Here is a 19526-nt window from a genome sequence, read left to right as displayed (position 1 = left end):
CTGCGCAAACGCCCCCGGGGGGGGGTACACTTGCTCCCCGCGGGCCCCCCGGGGGGGGGGGGGTTGGGGGGGGGGGTGCGGCCCCCCGCACGGCAACGAGGGCCAGCAGCCCGGCGACCCGACCGACCCGGCGAGCCCGCCGAACCAGGAGACGGGCCCGCCGCCCGTGGACGAGGAGCCCGCCCAGGACGACGACTGACCGCCACACCACCCGGACGGCGGCGCGGACCGACCCCGCGCGTCAACTCCCGGCACCCGCCGGGACCCGACGCAGCACCCGCAACAAGTACCCCTTGCGGTCGAGGGGGTTGAGGTCGGTGCGCGCCCGGCTCGGGGGCGAACCCGCGACCGGCCGGTAGTGACCGAACGCGGACTCCAGTACCCCCTCCCCACCGGTCAGGGTCGGCAACTGCCTTTCCAATGACGGGAGTCCGGCGGCCGGCACGTCCCCCTCCAGCACGCACCGGGCGTCCGTGAGGCGGGGCGTGTCGGGTCGGGCGCCGAGCCCGGTCAGCAGGCTCCACACCGGGGCGAAGGCGTCCCCCGGAACCTCCAGCCGGAACCGGTGCACCGGCTCCAGGACCTCCGTACCGGCCCGGCGCAGCGCCGCGACCAGGACCAGCGGGGTCAGCTGGCGGAAGTCCCCGGCGGTGCTCGACATCGCCTTGTCGAAGGTGGCGTGCGCATGGCTCTGCCGAGGTGCGTAGGCCGAGGTCGTGAGGACGACGACACCGTCCGCGACGCGCCAACCGTGCAGGCCCTGGAGCAGCGTCTCGCGCACCGACTCCTCCACCGCCTTGATGAACGCCATTGGCAGCAAACCGAGTTCGATGCCCAGCCGGAACTCCACTCCGGTGCCCTCCGGGGCGGGCTCCACCCGCAGCCCCACGGTGGCCAGGAAGGGGTTCCCCTCCGGCCCCGCCCCCCTGCCCTGCTCCCGGTCCAGCCGTTCGACGGCCTCGCCGGTGCCCAGCAGCCGCTCCCGACAGATCGTCGTGGAGGGACGGAAGGTCACCGCCACCCCGAACTCCTCGGCCAGCGTCGCCTGGATGACCTCCTTCTGCACCTCGCCGTAGAGCGAGACGGACACCTCGTGACGGACGTCGTCCTGCCGGAGGTTGATCAGCGGGTCCTGCTCGGCGAGCAGCGTGAGGGCGCTGTGCAAGGCCCCCCGGTCCCGGTCCCGGACCGGCGTGACCACCGTCTCCAGGGTCGGCGGCGCGAACTGGTGGCCGCGTGCCCCGGGCGGCAACGGGCCCGAGCCGAGGGGCTCCGGTCCGGCGGCGGTCAGACGGTCGCCCACCCGGACGCCGGCGAGCCCCCGTAGCCGGGCGATCCGTCCCGCGCGCGCGTCCGCGCCCCGCCGCAACCCGCCCCCCTCGAAGACCTCGACGGCCGTCACCTTGGCCTCGGTGCTGCGCCCGTCCGCGTCGGCGCACACCAGCCGGTCCCGGCCGCGGACCGTTCCGGAGAACAGCCGGGCGTAGGCGATCCGCTCCCCGGCCGGCCCGCGTTCCACCTTGAAGACCGTGCCCGACACCGGCCCGTCCGAGGGCCCCTCGGTGGCGGGCAGCAGCTCCGGCAGGGCGTCGACCAGGGCGTCGATCCCGGTGCCCGTCACGGCCGAGCCGAAGAACACCGGATGGACCTGGCCCCTGCGGGTCTGGGACGCGAGGCAGCCGCGCAGCACCTCGTAGGGGACACCGTGCTCGTCGTCGACGTACCGGGCGAGCAGGGCGTCGTCGCGTTCGGTGAGGAGGTCCAAGAGGTCCGCACGGAAGGGCGCGTCCGCCGCGCCGAACGCCCGTACGCGAGCCCGCCGGGTGCCCGGCGCGCTCACGGCCGCCGCCGCGACCGACGAGGGCGTCAGCCGCGCCGACACCTCGCGCAGCACCCGATCGGGGTCGGCGCCCGCGCGGTCCACCTTGTTCACGAAGACGAGCGTCGGGATGCCGAGCCGGGTCAGGGTCCGCATCAGCACCCGGGTCTGCGCCTGGACGCCCTCGACGGACGACATGACCAGCACGGCCCCGTCGAGCACGCCGAGCACCCGTTCCACCTCGGCGATGAAGTCGGGGTGACCGGGGGTGTCGAGGAGGTTGACCGTGACGTCCCCGAGGGTGAAGGAGACCACGGCCGACTTGATGGTGATGCCGCGCCGGCGCTCCAGCTCCAGCGAATCGGTCTGTGTGGTGCCGTCGTCGACGCGACCGATCTCGTCGATGACCCCGGCGGCGTACAGCAGCCGCTCGGTCAGGCTCGTCTTACCGGCGTCGATGTGCGCCAGGATTCCCAGGTTGAGCGTACGCACGGAGCTTTCCGTCCCTGTGGTCGTTGGACATGACCTTCTCGCTGGACGTGAGAGCTCCTCGCATGACCGCCTCCTGGGTCGACCGGTGGTGAGGACCGAGTTCAGCAGTCCGCCCGGGGACCGGGCAACCGGTTTTCCGCCCGCGTCCGCGTGGCGGCCGGGCCGGTTCCGGACAGCGGAAGGTGCCCGGTGGGACGTGTGACCCCGTCCCACCGGGCACCGGCGCGGCGCGCCCGGGCAACGCTTGCGGACCGTCAGTCGTCGTCGAGACCCCGGTCGATGGCGCGGATTCCCTCGCCGTCGGCCGTGTCGCCGTCGAGCGACCAGACCATGGCCCCGCCGAGCCCCCGGTCCACCACGTACTCCGCCTTGGTGCGCAGCACCTTCGGGTCGTCGTACGTCCACAGGGAGTTGCCGTCGAACAGCCAGGCGTGGCCGTTCTTCTTGTCGCGGTACACCTTGTACGTGCCCGAGGCCGCGAGCTTCTTGAGCTCCTTGTAGTCCTCGTACCCGGCCTGGTGCTTGGCGGGCGCCGGCCCGGTGTTCGGCTGGTGCAGGCCGTCGCCGCCGCCCGACACCCCGGTCCAGCCCTGGCCGTACAGGGGCATGCCGACGACCAGCTTGTCGGCGGGTGCGCCGCGTCGCAGCCAGTCGTTGACCGTCTGGTTCACGCTGAAGTCGTCCTTGGCGTACAGCGCGGACTGCTGGTTCGTGGTCTTCTCGCCGGACACGTGAAAGTCGTAGCCCTGGAGGTTCACGAAGTCGAAGTCCCGCATGATCTTGCGGACCTCGAAGCCCGCGTCGATCTTCGCCGGGGCGGTGGGCACGAACGCCGACAGCTCGTAGTGCTTGCGCTGCTGGCCCTGCTTCTGCTGCGCCTTCGCGTATCCGTCCAGTTCGGTGCGGAACTCGCGGATGAGCGCGGTGAAGTTCTTCTTGTCCGCGGGGGTGTAGGGCGTGTCGTCCTCGCCCGAGGAACCGGGCCACTCCCAGTCGACGTCGATGCCGTCGAAGACGCCGGCCGCGGCCCCCTCGCCGCCGCGGGTGCCGTCCTGGGGCAGGTTGCCCTTGATGTAGAGGTCGACGCAGGACTTGACGAACGCCTTGCGCTTGGCCGGGGTGCTGACGGCGTGGGAGAAGTGGGTGGACCAGCTCCAGCCCCCCAGCGAGATCAGGACCTTGAGGCCGGGGTGCTTCTCCTTCAGCTTGGCCAGCTGGTTGAAGTTGCCCGCCAACGGCTGGGAGTAGGTGTCCGCGACGCCGTCGACGGAGTTCGCCGCGTCGATGGGGCGGACGTAGTCCGCCCACGGGTCGCCCTCACCGGGCACGCTGTCGAGGAAGCACTTCCCTTCGGGGGAGACGTTCCCGAAGGCGTAGTTGATGTGGGTGAGCCGTGCCGCCGCACCGCTCTTGTCCAGGTCCTGGACCTGGAAGTCGCGCCCGTAGACGCCCCACTGGGTGAAGTAGCCGATCCGCCTCAGATCATCACTCTGGTGGTTCTTCTTGTCGTTCTGCGAACTGCTGGAATCGGCCGAGGCGGGGGCCGTGACCAGCAGCGAAACCGGAAGAGACGTGGCGCAGGTGGCTATCGCCAGCCGCGCGAGGATTCTTCGACGCATGCCGGGAAGTTATTGGTCTGGACCATCAGGGTCAAGAGGGTGAACCGGTGAACCGCGGCCGGAGTCGGATCGTCCGCCCGTCGGGGCTTTTGAACATCGACGTCCCGCCCGGCCTACCCCAACCCCGTTGCGATCATGCAGATGTGACGTTCCGTCAGTGCACATGAGGGTGTTCGGTGGCGGTGCACCGCACGGGCGACCACGACCAGCGGGCCCCCCGGGCGAGAGGTCGGCGCGGTGTGCGGAACCGGGGGCGGGCGACCGTCGGGCCGGTTCACGGGGCGCCCACCGGCGAACCCTCCTACGATGGACCGTGGCGCCCGGAAGGGGCCGCGGTCATCAACCCGGGGGGCGGGAGACGCATGCCGGAACCCTCCGCCGTGACACGCACCGTGATCCTCACCGTGGACGACGACCCGGGAGTCTCCCGGGCGGTCGCCCGTGACCTGCGGCGACGCTACGGAGCGGACCACCGCGTCGTGCGCGCCGAGTCCGGCGAGACGGCCCTGGAAGCGCTGCGCGAGCTGAAGCTGCGCGGGGACCAGGTCGCCGTGCTGCTCGCCGACTACCGGATGCCCCAGATGAACGGCATCGAGTTCCTCGAACAGGCGCTCGACGTCTTTCCCGCAGCCCGCCGCGTCCTCCTCACCGCCTACGCCGACACCGGAGCGGCCATCGACGCGATCAACGTCGTCGACCTCGACCACTACCTGCTCAAGCCCTGGGACCCGCCCGAGGAGAAGCTGTACCCCGTCCTCGACGAGCTGCTGGAGTCCTGGCGGCACGCCGACCACCGCACCGTCGCGACCACCAAGGTCGTCGGACACCGCTGGTCAGCGCGGTGTTCCGAGGTCCGGGAGTTCCTCGCCCGCAACCAGGTCCCCTACCGCTGGTACTCCTCCGACGAGCCCGAGGGGCGCCGACTCCTGGCGGCGGCCGGAGCCGACGCCCTACGACTACCGCTGGTGATCACCCCGGACGGCACGACCCTGGTGGAACCACGGGACCAGGACCTCGCCGCCCGCGTCGGCCTCGCCACCACCCCGGCCGCCGACTTCTACGACCTGATCGTCATCGGCGGCGGTCCCGCCGGCCTCGGCGCCGCCGTCTACGGCGCGTCGGAAGGGCTGCGGACCGTCCTCGTGGAGCGATCGGCGACCGGCGGCCAGGCCGGACAGAGCTCCCGCATCGAGAACTACCTCGGCTTCCCCGACGGGGTGTCCGGCTCCCAGCTCACCGACCGGGCCCGCCGCCAGGCGACCCGCTTCGGCGCCGAGATCCTCACCGCCCGCGAGGTCACCGCCCTGGAGGTGACCGGAGCCGCACGGTCGGTCCGGTTCTCCGACGGCAGCGCCATCGCCGCCCACAGCGTGCTGCTCGCCACCGGCGTGTCGTACCGGCAACTCGACGCGCCGGGCGTGGCCGACTTCACCGGCCGCGGCGTCTACTACGGGTCGGCCCTCACCGAGGCGGCGGCCTGCCAGGACCATGACGTCTACGTCGTCGGCGGCGCCAACTCGGCCGGTCAGGCCGCCGTGTACCTGTCCCGCAGCGCCCGGTCCGTCACCCTGCTCGTCCGGGGCGCATCGCTGGCCGCGTCCATGTCGCACTACCTGGTCCGGCAGGTGGAGGACGCCCCGAACATCACCGTGCGCAGCGGCACCGTCGTGGAGTCCGCCCACGGCACCGACCACCTCGAAGGGATCACCCTGCGCGACACCCGTACCGACCGCACCGAACGGGTCGACGCGCAGTGGCTGTTCGTGTTCATCGGCGCCGCCCCGCTCACCGACTGGTTGGACGGCACCGTCGCGCGGGACGCCCGCGGGTTCATCCTGGCCGGACCGGACCTCTCCCCGGACGGCACCCCGCCGACCGGCTGGGAACTCGACCGCCCGCCCTACCACCTGGAGACCGCGGTGCCGGGCGTGTTCGTCGCCGGGGACGCCCGCGCCGAGTCCGCGAAACGCGTCGCCTCCGCCGTGGGCGAGGGCGCCATGGCCGTGATGCTGGTGCACCGGTACCTGGAGCAGTCATGAGCGAAGGACCGACCCCCCTGCCGTGCGAGACGGAGGAACTGCACGGGCTGTTCCTCTTCGAGAAGCTGACCCCCGAACAACTGGACCGGCTGTGCGACGAGGGCACGGTCGAACGCCACCCGACGGGACCCGTGTACACCGAGGGGGAGCCGGCGACCTGCTTCTACGTCCTGCTGGACGGCACGGTGGTGCTCTCCCGACGGGTGGGCGCCGACGACGTGGAGATCACCCGCACCTCCCAACCCGGGGTCTACGCCGGAGCCTTCCAGTCCTATCTGGGCGACCGGGTGCCGCAGCGGTACAACAGCTCGCTGCGGGTCACCGAGCCGTCCCGCTTCTTCGTCCTGCCCGCCGACGCGTTCGCCGCCGTCATGCACGAGTGGTTCCCCATGGCGGTGCACCTGCTGGAGGGCGTGTTCTTCGGCAACCGCACCGCCCAACAGGCGATCGGACAGCGGGAGCGCCTGCTCGCCCTCGGCTCCCTGTCCGCCGGTCTCACCCACGAGCTGAACAACCCGGCGGCGGCGGCCGTACGCGCCACCGCCTCCCTGCGCGAACGCGTCGCCGGAATGCGGCACAAACTCGCCGTGCTCGCCGCCGGCCCGTACCACCGGGACACCCTGGCGGCCCTGGTCGGACTCCAGGAGCGCACCGCCGACCGGGTCGCCAAGACCCCCGCCCTCACCCCGTTGGAGGCCACCGACCGCGAGGACGCCCTCAGCGACTGGCTGGACGAACACGGCGTCCCGGACGGCTGGCAACTCGCGCCCGTCTTCGTCCAGGCGGGCCTCGACACCGACTGGCTCGACGAGATCGCGGCCACGGTGCAGGAGGGCGCCCTCGAAGGGGCCGTCCGCTGGCTGAACTACACCGTCGAGACGGAACTCCTGATGAACGAGATCGGGGACTCCGCGACCCGGATCTCCGACCTCGTCGGGGCGGCCCGACAGTACTCCCAGCTCGATCGGGCACCGCACCAGAACGCCGATGTGCACGAACTCCTCGACTCCACCCTGCTGATGCTCGGCGGCAAGATGGGCCCCGGCGTCACCGTCGTCAAGGAGTACGACACCACCCTCCCGAGGATCCCCGCCTTCCCCGGCGAGCTGAACCAGGTGTGGACCAACCTGATCGACAACGCCGTCGCCGCGATGCGCGGCGCACACCGGGAGGACGACCCCGACCAGGGGCGGTTGACCGTGCGGACCGCACGCGACGGGGACCACCTCCTCGTGGAGTTCGCGGACACCGGCCCGGGCGTCCCGCCCGAGATCAGGGACCGGATCTTCGACCCGTTCTTCACCACGAAGCCGGTCGGGGAGGGCACCGGACTCGGCCTCGACATCTCCTGGCGGATCGTCGTCAACAAACACCACGGGGACCTCAGGGTCGCCCGCGCGGAACCGGGCGACACGCGGTTCCAGGTGCGGCTGCCCCTGACCCCGGCGGAGCCCGACGCGCCGGGTACCCCCCAGCCCTCCGAGGAGACACCATGACCGTGCCCGAAGGAATCGACCCCACCGCGGAGCCGTCCGGCACCGGCTGCGCCGAATGCGAGGACACCGGCGGCTGGTGGTTCCACCTGCGCCGGTGCGCCCGGTGCGGACACATCGGCTGCTGTGACAGTTCCCCCGCGCAACACGCCACCGCACACGCCAGGGCCACCGGACACCCCCTGATACGGAGCTTCGAGCCCGGCGAGCAGTGGTTCTGGAACTACAAGACCGAGCAGATGTACGAGTCGGGTCCGGCGCTCGCCCCGCCCGAGTCCCACCCCGAGGACCAGGCAGCGCCCGGCCCGGCCGGCCGCGTCCCCCCGAACTGGGCCGACACGCTGCGCTGATCCGTCATCCCTTGGGTGCCGCCCAGCGGGCGGGTTCGCCGCCCGCACACAAGGATGGAGGTGACGGCCGGTCGCCCGGGCAGCCGGAGCGGCGTACGGACGAGCGGTCCAGGAAGGACGGTCACCGTGGCACGACCCAGGATTCTCGTGGTGGGCGCCGGTTTCGCCGGGGTGGAGTGCGTCCGCAGGCTGGAGCGGCGGCTGACGCCCGGGGAAGCGGACATCACCCTGGTCACCCCGTTCTCGTACCAGCTCTACCTGCCCCTGTTGCCGCAGGTCGCCTCGGGGGTCCTGACCCCGCAGTCCATCGCGGTGTCGCTGCGGCGCAGCCGCAGGCACCGCACCCGGATCATCCCCGGTGGCGCCATCGGAGTCGACCCGGCGGCCAAGGTCTGCGTGATCCGGAAGATCACCGACGAGGTCGTGAACGTGCCCTACGACATCATCGTCCTGGCGCCGGGCAGCGTGACCCGCACGTTCGACATCCCCGGCCTCGGGGAACACGCCCGCGGGATGAAGACCCTGGCCGAGGCCACCTACATCCGGGACCACGTCATCGCCCAGCTCGACCTCGCCGACGCCAGTCACGACGAGGAGGAACGGGCCTCCCGACTCCAGTTCGTCGTGGTCGGCGGCGGGTACGCGGGCACCGAGACCGCCGCCTGCCTGCAACGCATCACCACCGGCGCCGTGCGACGCTACCCACGGCTCGACGCCCGGCAGATCAAGTGGCACCTCGTCGACATCGCCCCGAAGCTCATGCCCGAGCTCGGCGACAAACTGGGGCTCGACGCCCTGGCGATCCTGCGCCGACGCGGGATCGAGGTCTCCCTCGGCGTCTCGGTGGCCGAGGCGGCGGCCGACAAGGTGACCCTGACCGACGGCCGGGTCCTGCCGTGCCGCACCCTCATCTGGACCGCCGGGGTGGCCGCCAGCCCCCTGATCGCCACGCTGGGCGCCGAGACGGTGCGCGGACGGCTCGCCGTGCGCGCCGACATGACCCTGCCCGGCACCGACGGCGTCTTCGCCCTCGGTGACGCCGGCGCCGTCCCCGACGTCGCCAAGGGCGGCGACGCGGTGTGTCCCCCCACGGCGCAGCACGCCTCGCGCCAGGGCAGCAAGGTCGCCGACAACGTCATCGCCACGCTGCGCGGCCAGCCGCTCCAACCCTACGCACACCGGGACCTCGGGCTCGTGGTCGACCTGGGTGGCAAGGACGCCGTGTCCAAGCCGCTCGGCGTCGAACTGCGGGGCCTGCCCGCCCAGGTGGTGGCCCGCGGATACCATTGGTCGGCGCTGCGCACCAATGTGGCCAAGACGCGGGTGCTGACCAACTGGGTGCTCAACGCGGTCGCCGGGGACGACTTCGTCCGCACCGGATTCCTCGCACGGACCCCGGCCACCCTGCGCGACTTCGAGCACACCGATGCGTACCTGACTCCGGAACAGGTCCGCGAGCACACGGCCGCACTGCGGGCGACCGGAACGTGAGCACCCGTCGCCGGGGCGTTCGCCGCCCCGCGCCGAGGTAGCCGCCCGTCGGGTCTCAGGCGCCCGGCACCCGGTCCAGGAAGCCGTACACCGACCGGATCCTGTCGTCCTCGTCGAGCACCATCACGTCGGACCCGGCGGCCGGCGCCGACCCGTCCACCGGGTTCACCAGCTCCCAGGAGAACCGGGCCGTGTCGTGGTGGCCGTCCACGGCGCCCGTCTGCCGGAACACCAGCCCGGGGAACTGCGCGTGGACCCCGTCGATCGCCGCGGCGAGCTGCTCGTGCCCGGCCACGTCCGCCAGCGGGTCCGTGTAGGTGCCGTCCTCGGTCCAGGCGGCGGCGACCGCCCGGGCGACCTCCTCCGGCGAGCCCGCGTTCCACGCCTCGAAGTAACGGGCGGCGGCGTTCTCGTAGCGGTTCGCGGTCATCGCGGGGCCTTTCGTCGGGCCCGGTCCCAAGGTCGGACCGGGGGGTGTCGTGCGGTGGTCCCCACGATGCCCGCCGAGTGCCGCGGGGGCGATTACCCGCGGGGTAATCGCCGCCGGGCATGCGGTCGTTCGCTCAGTGGTCGCCGCCCAGCAGCCACTCGCCCGGCAGTGCGGAGCGGACCGCTTCCAGCGCCGCGGCGTCCCGGGCACGGGCCCACAGCCAGTCCGTGCCGTCCGCGCGCAGCAGCACGCCGTCCCCGGTGAACCAGCGCACGGGCGGCCCGTCCGGCACCGCCCACACGGGGTACGGGACGAAGGGGAGCGGGGTGAACCGTTCCGCCAGGGCCGTGGTCGTGGGTGCGTCCAGATGACGGTTGTCGGTGGGCCCGTCGGGTGCGAGGAGCCGATCGGACAGCACCATCTCGACGCAGGCCAGCGAGAAGCGGTCGAGGAAGGGCCGCCACTCCTCCTCGTCGGTCGCCCGGAACAGCACCGGGGGGTCGTGGTCCGCCGGACCGCGGGCCGCGTCGGCGTCGCGCGACACCGGTACCCCCCATTCGACCGTGTACTGGTTCTCCACCCGGACGATGAGTACCGCACCGCTCGCGTCGGTCTCCCACTGCGCGGGCCGCAGCAACCGGTCCTGCGCGCGGACCAGGTCGTCCCGGCGTCCGAAGAGCGCGTACGCCGCGTGCACGGCGGCCGGTAGCCGGACGCCCAACCGGCCGGCGTGCTCCCGTAGCTCCTCGGCGGGCCAACCGTCGTCGGGCGTGAGGGGGGTCGCCCAACGCTCGGCGAACCACCTGATGAAGTCCCAGGCCCCCTCGGCCCCACCGGTCGCTGCGGCGAGCACGGGCCGCGGGTCGTAGTCGTCTCCCATGATCGTCAGCCTAGTAGCGGGCGATCATGACACAGGGCCGGACGCCGGGATCGTTCCGCGGACCGTCGGACCCGGTGGGGCCCCCGGCCCGGGGCCCACCGATGGGCGAAAGCGGACAATCTGCATAGACTGACGAGGTCACAGCCAGGACCGGACGGGCGGCGGAGTTGAATCATGGCGTCGAACCGCCCCGCGGACCCACCCGACGACCTGGTGGCCCGCCTCGGCTCCCTCACCGCCGAGGCGAGGACGCGGGCGCAGGCGCACCGCACCCAGGTGGAACTGGCACTCGCCCTCCAGCGCGGCATGCTGCCCGGTGAACTGCCCGCCGCCCCGGGGCTGAGCGTGGCGGCCCGCTACGCCCCCGCCTTCGCGGGGCTGAACGTCGGGGGCGACTGGTACGACGGCTTCGTGCTGCCCGACGGCAGCATCGGCTACTCCATCGGCGACGTCCAGGGGCACACCATCGAGGCCGCCGCCTTCATGGGGCAGGTCCGGGTCGGCCTGCGGGCGCTGGCGTCGGTGACCAGTGACCCGGGGGAGCTGCTGGGCCGCACCAACGACCTGCTGCTGTCGCTCGGCGGCTCGCTCTTCGCCACCTGCACGATGGTCCGCTTCGACCCGGTCGCCTGGGAGCTGGACAGCGCCCGCGCCGGCCACGTGCCGTTGGTCCGGGCCACCGCCGACGGCGCCTCCGGCGTGGTCGAGGACGAAGGAGGGCTGCCGCTCGGCATCGAGCCGGGCGTCACCTACCCGGTCACCCGGTACCGGCTCACCGGGCGGGGCGCCTTCGTCCTGGTCACCGACGGAGTGGTGGAGGGCCCTTCGCTCGCCGTCGACGAAGGACTGGCCCAGGTGGCCACCCTCGCCGGAGTGGGCGTCGGCGCCGCCCTCGGCGCGGAGTCCCTGGCCACCTCGGTGATGCGGATCGCCGACTCGATCGGCCATGACGACGACGCCGCGGTCCTGGTCATCAGCCACGACGCTCCGCCGCAGGAGGCGGCGCCGGGGGACCGGGAAGGGGCGGGGCGCAGCTGACGCCCGGGTGCCGGTCCGAGCTGGTCCGGGGCGGACCAGCCGGCCGGGGTGGGTCCGGTCCGCGGCCCCTCGTGGGGTGGGCCCGCTGCGGGCCGAGCGTGTCACGACGGGCCGACCGGCGGCGCGCGGTGTCTCATGGCTGGCGTGGCGAACAACCAGTCCAAGGGCCGACGGGCCGTGGTGCTCGTACTCCAGAACCTCGCCGTAGCGGCCTGCTACTACGCCGGCGGACGCCTCGGTCTGCTGAAGGCGCTGGTGGTCGAGGGCTCCGTGGTCAGCCCCATCTGGCCGCCGACCGGCATCGCACTCGCGGCGCTGCTGACGCTCGGACCGGCGGTCTGGCCGGGCGTCGCGCTCGGTGCCCTGCTCGTCGTCGAGTACATCAGCACGCCGTTGAAGCCCAGTGCCATCGGCATCCTGGCCGGGAACACGCTCGCCCCGCTGTGCGCGTACGTCCTCCTGCGCGCGGTCGGCTTCCGCAACGAGCTGGACCGGCTGCGGGACGGCTTCGTGCTGGTGTTCCTGGGTGCGCTGGTCGGCATGCTCGTGAGCGCCACGGGAGGGGTGGGCCAGCTGTTGTTCAGTCGCCGGATCCACGCCGCGGACTTCTGGCCGGTGTGGTCGGCGTGGTGGACCGGGGACGCGCTCGGCGTGCTCGTGGTCACCCCGGTCCTGCTCGTCCTGTGGCGGGCCCGCTGGCCGCTGCCGTTCGACCGCTGGCCCGAGGCGCTGGCGCTGGCGGTCTCCGCGGGGTTCGTCGCGCCCTTCGTGGCGACCAGTGACCTCAGCCTGCTCTTCCTCGTGTATCCGCTGCTGATCTGGGCCGCGGTGCGCTTCCAGCTGCCCGGTGCCGCCCTGTGCGCCCTGTTCGTGTCGGTGGTGACGGCGATCGCCGCGGCCGACGGGGTCGGCCCCTTCGAGGACCACAGCCAGTTCGAGGTGATGATCAACCTCCAGGCGTTCAACGGCTCGGTCGCGCTGACCGCCCTGCTGTTGGCCGCCCTCGTCACCGAGCAGCGCACGATACGGCTGCGCGTCGAGCAGGCGGTCACCGAGCTCGCCGAAGTGGTCGAGCAGCTGGCGCCCGGTTGGGGCGGCGGGCGGCGGCGACCGCCCAGGGAGGAATGAGCGCAGGTCGGGTGAGGTGCCGCAGCTCACGACGCGACCGGAACAAAGCCAGCTGGTTCATCGTTCACCTAGATGTGGACGCGGAGGGAGCAGTGTCCCCGGGCCCAACCCTTCGCCCACGAGGACGATCGTTCGGCTGAAGCCTCGTGGAGCCCCCCGCCGAGAGGCGACCGCCCTCCGTGTCCCGCCTAGTCCGCCCCGGCTGGTCCCCCCCGTCCAGTCGGGGCTCCCTTTTGCGCCATCCCGGTCGGGTGGTGGGTGCGGTGCGCACCGTTCGCGTCCCGGCTCGGGTGCGTCGCGCCCCGGCGTTCGAGGTCGCGCGCCGAGGGTCGGTGTGCCCTGGACGGGCGGTCGCGGTCCTTCGCTCCTGCAAGGACGCCCACCTTGTGGGCGTGGCCGGAACTGGCCCGTGTACGGAGTCAGTTCTCCGGTGGTCGGCCGGTCTTCGGCCCGCCTTTGTCTAGACCTATTTTGTCTAGACCTCTTGCCTAGCCGATGATCCGCGGGCTACGTTTCCGGCTGTTCGGAAGTACTTCAAGTTTCCTTCAATTCCCTTGACGAGCAAGGCTGGAAGGAGCATGTCCGCATGCAGGACCGGAGTTTGTCCAGACGAACCGTTCTCGCCTCCGCGACCGTAGTCGCGGCGGCAGCCACGGGCGTCGTGGGAGTAACGGCCACCCCCGCCCTCGCCAGCAAGCGTGACGCGGGCCTCAAGACGCTCATCTCGAAGATGAGCGTAGAGGCGAAGATCGGCCAGCTGTTCGTGCCGTACTTCTACGGTACGTCGGCCGACAACCCCAACCAGTTCGACCGGGAGCGCAACCTCCGGGAACTGGGCGTCGCCACCGCCGCGGAGCTCATCGCCAAGTACCACATCGGCGGTGTCATCTACTTCTCCGGCTGGGCGAACAACATTCAGGACCCCCACCAGGTCGCGGAGTTGACGAACGGCGTCCAGCGCGCCTCGCTCGCACTCGACCCGGGGATCCCCTCCCTGATCTCCATCGACCAGGAGCACGGTGCGAACGTCCGCATCGGCAGCGGCGCCACCCAGCTCCCCGGCGCCATGGCGCTCGGCGCGGGCCGGAGCCTGTCCGACGCGCGCACCGCCGGCCGGATATCGGGCACCGAACTCGCGGCCCTCGGCATCCACCAGAACTACGCCCCGGTCGCCGACGTCAACGTCAACCCGGCCAACCCCATCATCAACGTGCGCTCGTTCGGCGCGGACGCCAACGCCGTCGGACGCATGGTGGCCGCCCAGGTGAAGGGCTACCAGGGGGCCGGTGTCGTGGCGTGCGCCAAGCACTTCCCCGGACACGGCGACACCGGCGAGGACAGCCACACCGGACTCCCCGTGATCACCCACACCCGCGAGGAGTGGGACCGGATCGACGCCCCGCCGTTCAAGGCGGCCATCGCCGCCGGCGTCGACTCGATCATGACCGCGCACCTCCAGGTCCCCGCGCTCGACCCGAGCAACGAGCCCGCGACCCTCTCGCCCAAGATCCTCCAGGGCGTGCTGCGCGGCGAGCTCGGCTTCGACGGAGTGATCGTCACCGACGCCCTCAACATGCGGGGCGTGCGCACCAAGTACGGCGACGACCGCGTCCCCGTCCTCGCCCTCAAGGCCGGCGTCGACCAGCTCCTGTTCCCGCCGAACATCGACGTGGCCTACAACGGCGTCCTGGCCGCCGTGCGGTCCGGCGAGATCACCGTGGCCCGGCTCGACGAGTCGGTGCTGCGCATCCTGCGCCTCAAGCACAAGGTGGGCCTGCTCGACGGCAACCCCTACATCTCCCCGCGCGAGGTCGACCGCGTCGTCGGTGCCGCCAAGCACAAGGCCGCCGCCGGCCGGATCGCCGAACGCACCACCACCCTGCTCGTCAACAAGGGCGAGACGCTCCCGCTGCGCCGCAGGCAGAAGAAGCTGCTGGTGGTCGGCGCGAGCCCGGCCTTCCCCACCGACGCCAACCGCACCTCGGTGCCCGAGCTGGCCAAGGCGTTCGACGAACTCGGCCTCACCACGACCGCCCTCGCCACCGGCCGGGCCCCGGACGCGGCGAAGATCGACGAAGCGGTCGCCGCGGCCCAGGGCCGGGACGCCGTGGTGGTCCTCACCGACAACGTCAACGCCACCAGCGCCCAGCGCACCCTGGTGTCCCGACTGATCGCGACGGGCGTGCCCGTGATCCACCTCGCGGTCCGCAACCCGTACGACATCGCCCACCTCAGCGGCGTCCGGGCCTCCCTCGTGTCCTACTGCTGGACCGAGGTGGAACTGCGGGCCGCAGCCCGGGTCATCGCGGGCCGTGTCGAACCGCGCGGCAAACTGCCCGTGCCGATCCAGCGGGCCGACGACCCGACCAAGGTGCTGTTCCGCTCCGGCCACGGTCTCTCGTACGACGACTGACCCGGCACGGTCCCCACGGGCCGACCACCGGGCGTCGGACGGCGCTCCACCCCACGGGCGCAGACCGGTGACACGCACCCCGCGTCCCGTACCGCCCCCCACTGCCGTGCCCCACCCCGCACGCCTGCCTGACCCGGCGGAGTCGGAACCCCCACCGGGGACTCCGGCTCCGCCCAGGTCGTTCCCGGCCCGCCCCCTCGCGCAGGCCCGCCGCCGGCCCGGACAGCGCTCGGCCCCGGCACCCTTCACAGGTACCGGGGCCTCGTCGCTCGCGACGGCCGGTGTTACGCGGCCGTGCTCGGCTGGAGGTACCGCTCCAGCAGGTCGTCCAGACTCACCAGTCCGGCGAGCCCGCCCGACGCGTCCCGGACCACCGCCAGCGAGGCGCGACGCCTGCGCAACTGCTCCACGGCGTACGCCACCGTGTCGTCCTGCGCCAGCTCCGGCAGCGGCCGGGCCAGCTCGCGCGCGGTCGTCGCACGCTCCCGGGCCCGGGCGACCAGCGCGTCCCGGGTGTGCACCGACCCCACGACCCGATCCGCCTCGCGGACCAGCAGCCGCGTCCGATCGGCCGCCGACGCCACTCCGAGGATCGTGCTGGGGCCCGCGGAACCGTCCACCCAGGTGATGTCCGCCGCGGGGACCAGCAACTCCGCCACCGGGGTCAGCGGCTCGGTGAGCGACCGGGTGATCAACTCCGAGTCGGCCGCACTGATCAGACCCGTGCGCCGCGACTCCGCGACCAGGTCCGCCAGCTGTTCGCGGTCGTGGACCGGAACCAACTCGTCCCGCGGGGTGACCCGGCACAGCCGCACCAGGGCGTTGCTGACCGCGTTGAGCACCCGGATCAGCGGACGCACCGCCTTCACCACCGCCCGGAACGGCGGCGACAGCAGCATGGCCGACCGCTCGGGGTGCGCGATGGCCCAGGACTTGGGGGCCATCTCACCGACCACCATGTGCAGGAACACCACCACGACGATCGCCACGGTGAAGGACACCCCGTAGCTCAGGCCGGTCGGAAGGCCCCAGCCGGTCAGGACCGGGTCCAGCGCGTGGGACACCGCGGGCTTGGAGATCGAGCCCAGGCCCAGGGTGGTCACCGTGATGCCGAGCTGGGCGCCCGCCAACATCAGCGACAGCTCCCGCATCCCGGCGAGCGCGGCCTTGGCGCCGCGCCGCCCCTCGGCGGCGGCCTTCTCCATCCGGTGCCGCTTCGCGGCGACCAGGGCGAACTCCGCGGCGACGAAGAACCCGCTGCCGATCAGCAGCAGCAGGGTCAGGAACAGGGCGACGGACAGACTCATGCCGTCACCTCCTCATCCGAGCGGCGCAGGGCAGCGCCGTCGTGGCCGCCCCGGTGCGAGGTCTCGCCGGACGGCGTGGCCTCCTGCGGTGCGGGCCGGTGCTCGATGCGCACCCGCTCCGGCACGTGCCGGTTCAGGGTGCGCACCTCGATGAGCGCGGCGCTGCCGTCCGGCAGGGCCACGTCCACCCGGTCACCGATCGCGGGGAAACGTCCCAGCCGGTCCACCACGAGGCCGGCGACCGTGTCGAAGTCGTCCTCCTCGGGCAGCGGCACGTCGATGACCGGCGCGACCTCGTCGATGCGCCGACCGGCGTCGACCAGCCAGCCGGACCCGTGGGGCACCGCGAGCGCGGTGACCCGGTCCGTCTCGTCGGCGATGTCACCGACGAGCTCCTCGGCGATGTCCTCGTAGGTGACGACACCCGCCACTCCGCCGTGCTCGTCCAGGACGACGGCGAACTCGTCGTCCGCCTCCCGCATCCGGGCCACCGCGCCGGGCAGCGGCAAGGTGTCCGGCAGCAGCAGCGGACGGCGGGCCAGCTCGCCCGCGGTGCTCACCGCGAGCCGCTCGGCGGGCAGCCGCGACAGCTCCCGCACCCCGAGGACCCCGGCGACGTCGTCCGGGTGGTCACCGAGCACCGGATACGTCGAGTGCCCGTGGCGCGCGATGAGTTCCACGGCGTCCGCCCCGGAGGCGTCCCGGCGGATGAAGACGGTGTCCGCACGCGGCACCATCACCTCGCCCATGGTGCGCTCGGAGAACTCCAGGGCGTGATCGAGCAGCTCCGCCGTGTCACGGGGCAGTGCGCCCCGCTCGTGCGACTCGTCGATCAGCTGACCCAGCTCCTCCAGCGTCGCCCCGTGGTGCAGCTCCTCGACCGGCTCGATGCCGATCCGGCGCAGCAGCCAGGCGGCGGCCCCGTCGAAGACGTGGATGACCGGGCCGACCACCTTGAGATAGGCGAGGGTGGACGGCGCCAGCGACTTCGCGAACCGCTCGGGCACCGCGATCGCCAGGTTCTTCGGGGCCAGCTCGCCGAGGACCATCTGCACCACGGTCGCGACCACGAAGGCCAGGGCGACCGAGATCCCGTCCACGGCGGCGTCGGGCACCCCGACCCCCGAAACCAGGGGTCGGATGACCGCCGACACGGACGGCCCGGTGAGGAAGCCGACGATCAGGCCCGTCACCGTGATGCCCAGCTGGGCACCGGAGAGCATGAAGGACAGCCGGCTCATGACCTTCAGGGCGCGCGCCGCGCGCCGGTCACCCGCTTCCGCCTCCCGCGCCAGCGCGAGCCGGTCGGCGGAGACGTAGGTGAACTCCTGGAGGACGAAGTAGCCCGTACCGACGGTGAGCAGGAGTACCGCCAGCAGGCCGAGTGCGGCATTCATCGAACACCACCCCGCCAGGTGCCGCGATCACGCGTGAGAGGGCGGGATGGTCCGGGACTGTGTCCCGGAGGGTCGGGGTCCGTCGTCTGGGCGGACAAGTGGCCACTCCTCATAGGTGGTCGTTCTGTGGGTGCTCCCTACAACGAGCACGTCACGATCATTGTTCCCGAACCCTCCGAGGACCTACGAGGGACCCCCACCGGGGTACCGAAGAGCGGCCCTGACCTGCGCTTCAGTACCCCGCGGGGGTCGCCGGCGGGGTCAGCCGGCGGGGGTCGGTCCCGGTTCTACGGCGTCGGGGCACCGGGGGGGGGCGGCGGCGGGGGCCCCCCCCCCCCCCCCCCCGGCCCCGCCGCCCGCCCCGGTGACCACGGCCGCCGCCAGCAGGGCCGCGCTCACCCACACGGGGGAGCGGTAGCCCAGCCCGGCGGCGATCGTCAGCCCGCCGGCCCAGGGGCCGAACGAGGCGCCGACGTTGAACGCCGTGGTGGCGCTCGCCCCCGCCAGCGTCGGCGCACCGGCCCCCGCGTAGAGCACCCGGGTCACCAGCGTCGAGCCGATCGCGAACGCCAGCGCGCCCTGGACCAGCACCAGGACCAGCACCACCGCCGGCCGGCCCGCGCCCAGCGCGAGCAGCACCCAACCGGCGAGGTGCACCACCGTGCCCACCGCCAGCAGCGGCACCGGCCGGGTGTCGGCGAGGCGGCCGGCCGCCGTGACCCCGGCGAAGGAACCGACGCCGAACAGCACCAGCACTGCGGGGACCCAGCGCTCCGCGATCCCGGACACCTCGGTGACCAGCGGCGCGAGGTAGGTGAAGCTCCCGAACGTGGCGCCGTTCACCAGGGCGCACAGCGCCAGCAGCACCAGGGGCTCACGGCGCCCGAGGACCCGCAGCTCGGCCCGGACGTCCCGGAAGCCGGGGACCTCCCCGTCGCCCCGTCCGGCCGGGACGGAACGCCAGACGGCCACCACCGCGGGCGCCGACAGCGCCACCACCGCCCAGAACGCCGAGCGCCAGCCCCAGTGCTGGCCGAGCAGCGCCCCGCCCGGCACCCCCGCCACGCAGGCCAGGGTCACCCCGCCGAGCAGGACCGCCGTCGCCCGGCCCTTGGCGTGCGGCGGGACCAGGGCGGCGGCGGCCGTGAACGCCACGGCCAGGAACCCCGCGTGGGCGAGCGCCGCGACGACGCGGGTCACCAGCAGCACCGGGAAGCTGACGGTCAGCGCCCCCACGGCGTGCGCGGCGAGGAAGACCGCCAGGAACACCAGCAGCGCGTCACGGCGGGACCAGCGCATGGCGGCGACCGCCATCAGGGGTGCGCCGATCACCATGCCCACGGCGAACGCCGAGGTCAGCGCCCCGGCGGCCGGGAGCGTGACGTCCAGGTCACGGGCGATGTCCGCGAGCAGGCCGGACAACATGAACTCGGACGTGCCCATGGCGAAGACCGCCAGTCCGAGGAGGTAGAGAGCAAGAGGCACCGCAGAACTCCACAGCCGTATCGAGACCCGACAGGAAACGGGACCGGCGGTCCGCGGGGTGGCGTCGGCGCCCCGGCACCGGGGGTGCGGGGGCGCGGCGGGAAGCCACCGGGGGACGGCCGGTGGCTAGCCTCTGTCGGACTCG

General features: G+C 72.7%; 14 protein-coding genes. 7 read left to right on the top strand and 7 right to left on the bottom strand.

What is annotated here, in order from left to right; translation table 11 throughout:
- Positions 1 to 241 precede the first annotated feature (241 nt).
- The gene (locus ACFWIA_RS07005; RefSeq protein ID WP_387001170.1) at positions 242 to 2311 is read right to left on the bottom strand and encodes a GTP-binding protein; all 2070 of its coding nucleotides are present in this window, start codon (positions 2309 to 2311) and stop codon (positions 242 to 244) included.
- A 254-nt stretch (positions 2312 to 2565) separates the two neighbouring features.
- The gene (locus ACFWIA_RS07000; RefSeq protein WP_387001168.1) at positions 2566 to 3930 is read right to left on the bottom strand and encodes a glycoside hydrolase family 18 protein; all 1365 of its coding nucleotides are present in this window, start codon (positions 3928 to 3930) and stop codon (positions 2566 to 2568) included.
- 362 nt (positions 3931 to 4292) lie between these two features.
- On the opposite strand from ACFWIA_RS07000, the gene ACFWIA_RS06995 reads away from it, so the two are divergent.
- The 4 genes from ACFWIA_RS06995 (at position 4293) to ACFWIA_RS06980 (ending at position 9303) form a co-directional block, all read left to right on the top strand.
- A complete protein-coding gene (locus ACFWIA_RS06995) occupies positions 4293 to 5969 on the top strand; it encodes an FAD-dependent oxidoreductase (protein ID WP_387001167.1) in 1677 nt (558 codons plus the stop codon).
- Complete coding sequence (locus ACFWIA_RS06990; protein WP_387001165.1) at positions 5966 to 7465, top strand: ATP-binding protein; 1500 nt, start codon at positions 5966 to 5968, stop codon at positions 7463 to 7465. The genes ACFWIA_RS06995 and ACFWIA_RS06990 overlap by 4 nt, the downstream gene beginning before the upstream one ends.
- Positions 7462 to 7812, top strand: coding sequence for a UBP-type zinc finger domain-containing protein (locus tag ACFWIA_RS06985; RefSeq protein WP_387001164.1), 351 nt, complete (start codon positions 7462 to 7464; stop codon positions 7810 to 7812). Before ACFWIA_RS06990 ends, ACFWIA_RS06985 begins: the two co-directional genes overlap by 4 nt.
- Positions 7813 to 7938: 126 nt before the next feature.
- Complete coding sequence (locus tag ACFWIA_RS06980; RefSeq protein WP_387001163.1) at positions 7939 to 9303, top strand: NAD(P)/FAD-dependent oxidoreductase; 1365 nt, start codon at positions 7939 to 7941, stop codon at positions 9301 to 9303.
- 55 nt (positions 9304 to 9358) lie between these two features.
- Here the strand turns inward: ACFWIA_RS06980 and ACFWIA_RS06975 are convergent, their stop codons facing one another.
- Positions 9359 to 9733, bottom strand: a complete 375-nt coding sequence (locus ACFWIA_RS06975) for a nuclear transport factor 2 family protein (RefSeq protein ID WP_387001162.1) — start codon at positions 9731 to 9733, stop codon at positions 9359 to 9361.
- A 133-nt stretch (positions 9734 to 9866) separates the two neighbouring features.
- Entirely contained in the window at positions 9867 to 10613 is a 747-nt protein-coding gene (locus tag ACFWIA_RS06970) for an SMI1/KNR4 family protein (RefSeq protein ID WP_387001160.1), read from the bottom strand.
- Positions 10614 to 10787: 174 nt separating this feature from the next.
- On the opposite strand from ACFWIA_RS06970, the gene ACFWIA_RS06965 reads away from it, so the two are divergent.
- The 3 genes from ACFWIA_RS06965 (at position 10788) to ACFWIA_RS06955 (ending at position 15192) form a co-directional block, all read left to right on the top strand.
- On the top strand, positions 10788 to 11651 hold the full coding sequence (locus ACFWIA_RS06965) for a PP2C family protein-serine/threonine phosphatase (RefSeq protein ID WP_387001158.1): 864 nt from the start codon (positions 10788 to 10790) through the stop codon (positions 11649 to 11651).
- Between the two features lie 135 nt (positions 11652 to 11786).
- Positions 11787 to 12779, top strand: coding sequence for an MASE1 domain-containing protein (locus ACFWIA_RS06960; protein ID WP_387001155.1), 993 nt, complete (start codon positions 11787 to 11789; stop codon positions 12777 to 12779).
- A 586-nt stretch (positions 12780 to 13365) separates the two neighbouring features.
- Positions 13366 to 15192 carry a glycoside hydrolase family 3 protein gene (locus ACFWIA_RS06955; RefSeq protein WP_387001154.1) on the top strand — a complete coding sequence of 609 codons (1827 nt, stop codon included), beginning with the start codon at positions 13366 to 13368 and terminating at the stop codon, positions 15190 to 15192.
- 284 nt (positions 15193 to 15476) lie between these two features.
- On the opposite strand, the gene ACFWIA_RS06950 is transcribed toward ACFWIA_RS06955, so the two are convergent.
- The 3 genes from ACFWIA_RS06950 to ACFWIA_RS06940 all read right to left on the bottom strand — a co-directional run bounded on the left by ACFWIA_RS06950 (position 15477) and on the right by ACFWIA_RS06940 (position 19381).
- Positions 15477 to 16499 carry a hemolysin family protein gene (locus ACFWIA_RS06950; RefSeq protein WP_387001152.1) on the bottom strand — a complete coding sequence of 341 codons (1023 nt, stop codon included), beginning with the start codon at positions 16497 to 16499 and terminating at the stop codon, positions 15477 to 15479.
- Complete coding sequence (locus ACFWIA_RS06945) at positions 16496 to 17896, bottom strand: hemolysin family protein (protein ID WP_387001150.1); 1401 nt, start codon at positions 17894 to 17896, stop codon at positions 16496 to 16498. Before ACFWIA_RS06945 ends, ACFWIA_RS06950 begins: the two co-directional genes overlap by 4 nt.
- Before the next feature lie 261 nt (positions 17897 to 18157).
- Complete coding sequence (locus tag ACFWIA_RS06940; protein WP_387001149.1) at positions 18158 to 19381, bottom strand: Cmx/CmrA family chloramphenicol efflux MFS transporter; 1224 nt, start codon at positions 19379 to 19381, stop codon at positions 18158 to 18160.
- Positions 19382 to 19526: the final 145 nt, after the last annotated feature.

It is taken from the genome of Streptomyces sp. NPDC127068 (assembly GCF_042724695.1).
Taxonomy (GTDB): domain Bacteria; phylum Actinomycetota; class Actinomycetes; order Streptomycetales; family Streptomycetaceae; genus Streptomyces.
Note: the sequence above shows the minus strand (reverse complement) of the source record. Positions and strands in the feature narration are given on the sequence as shown.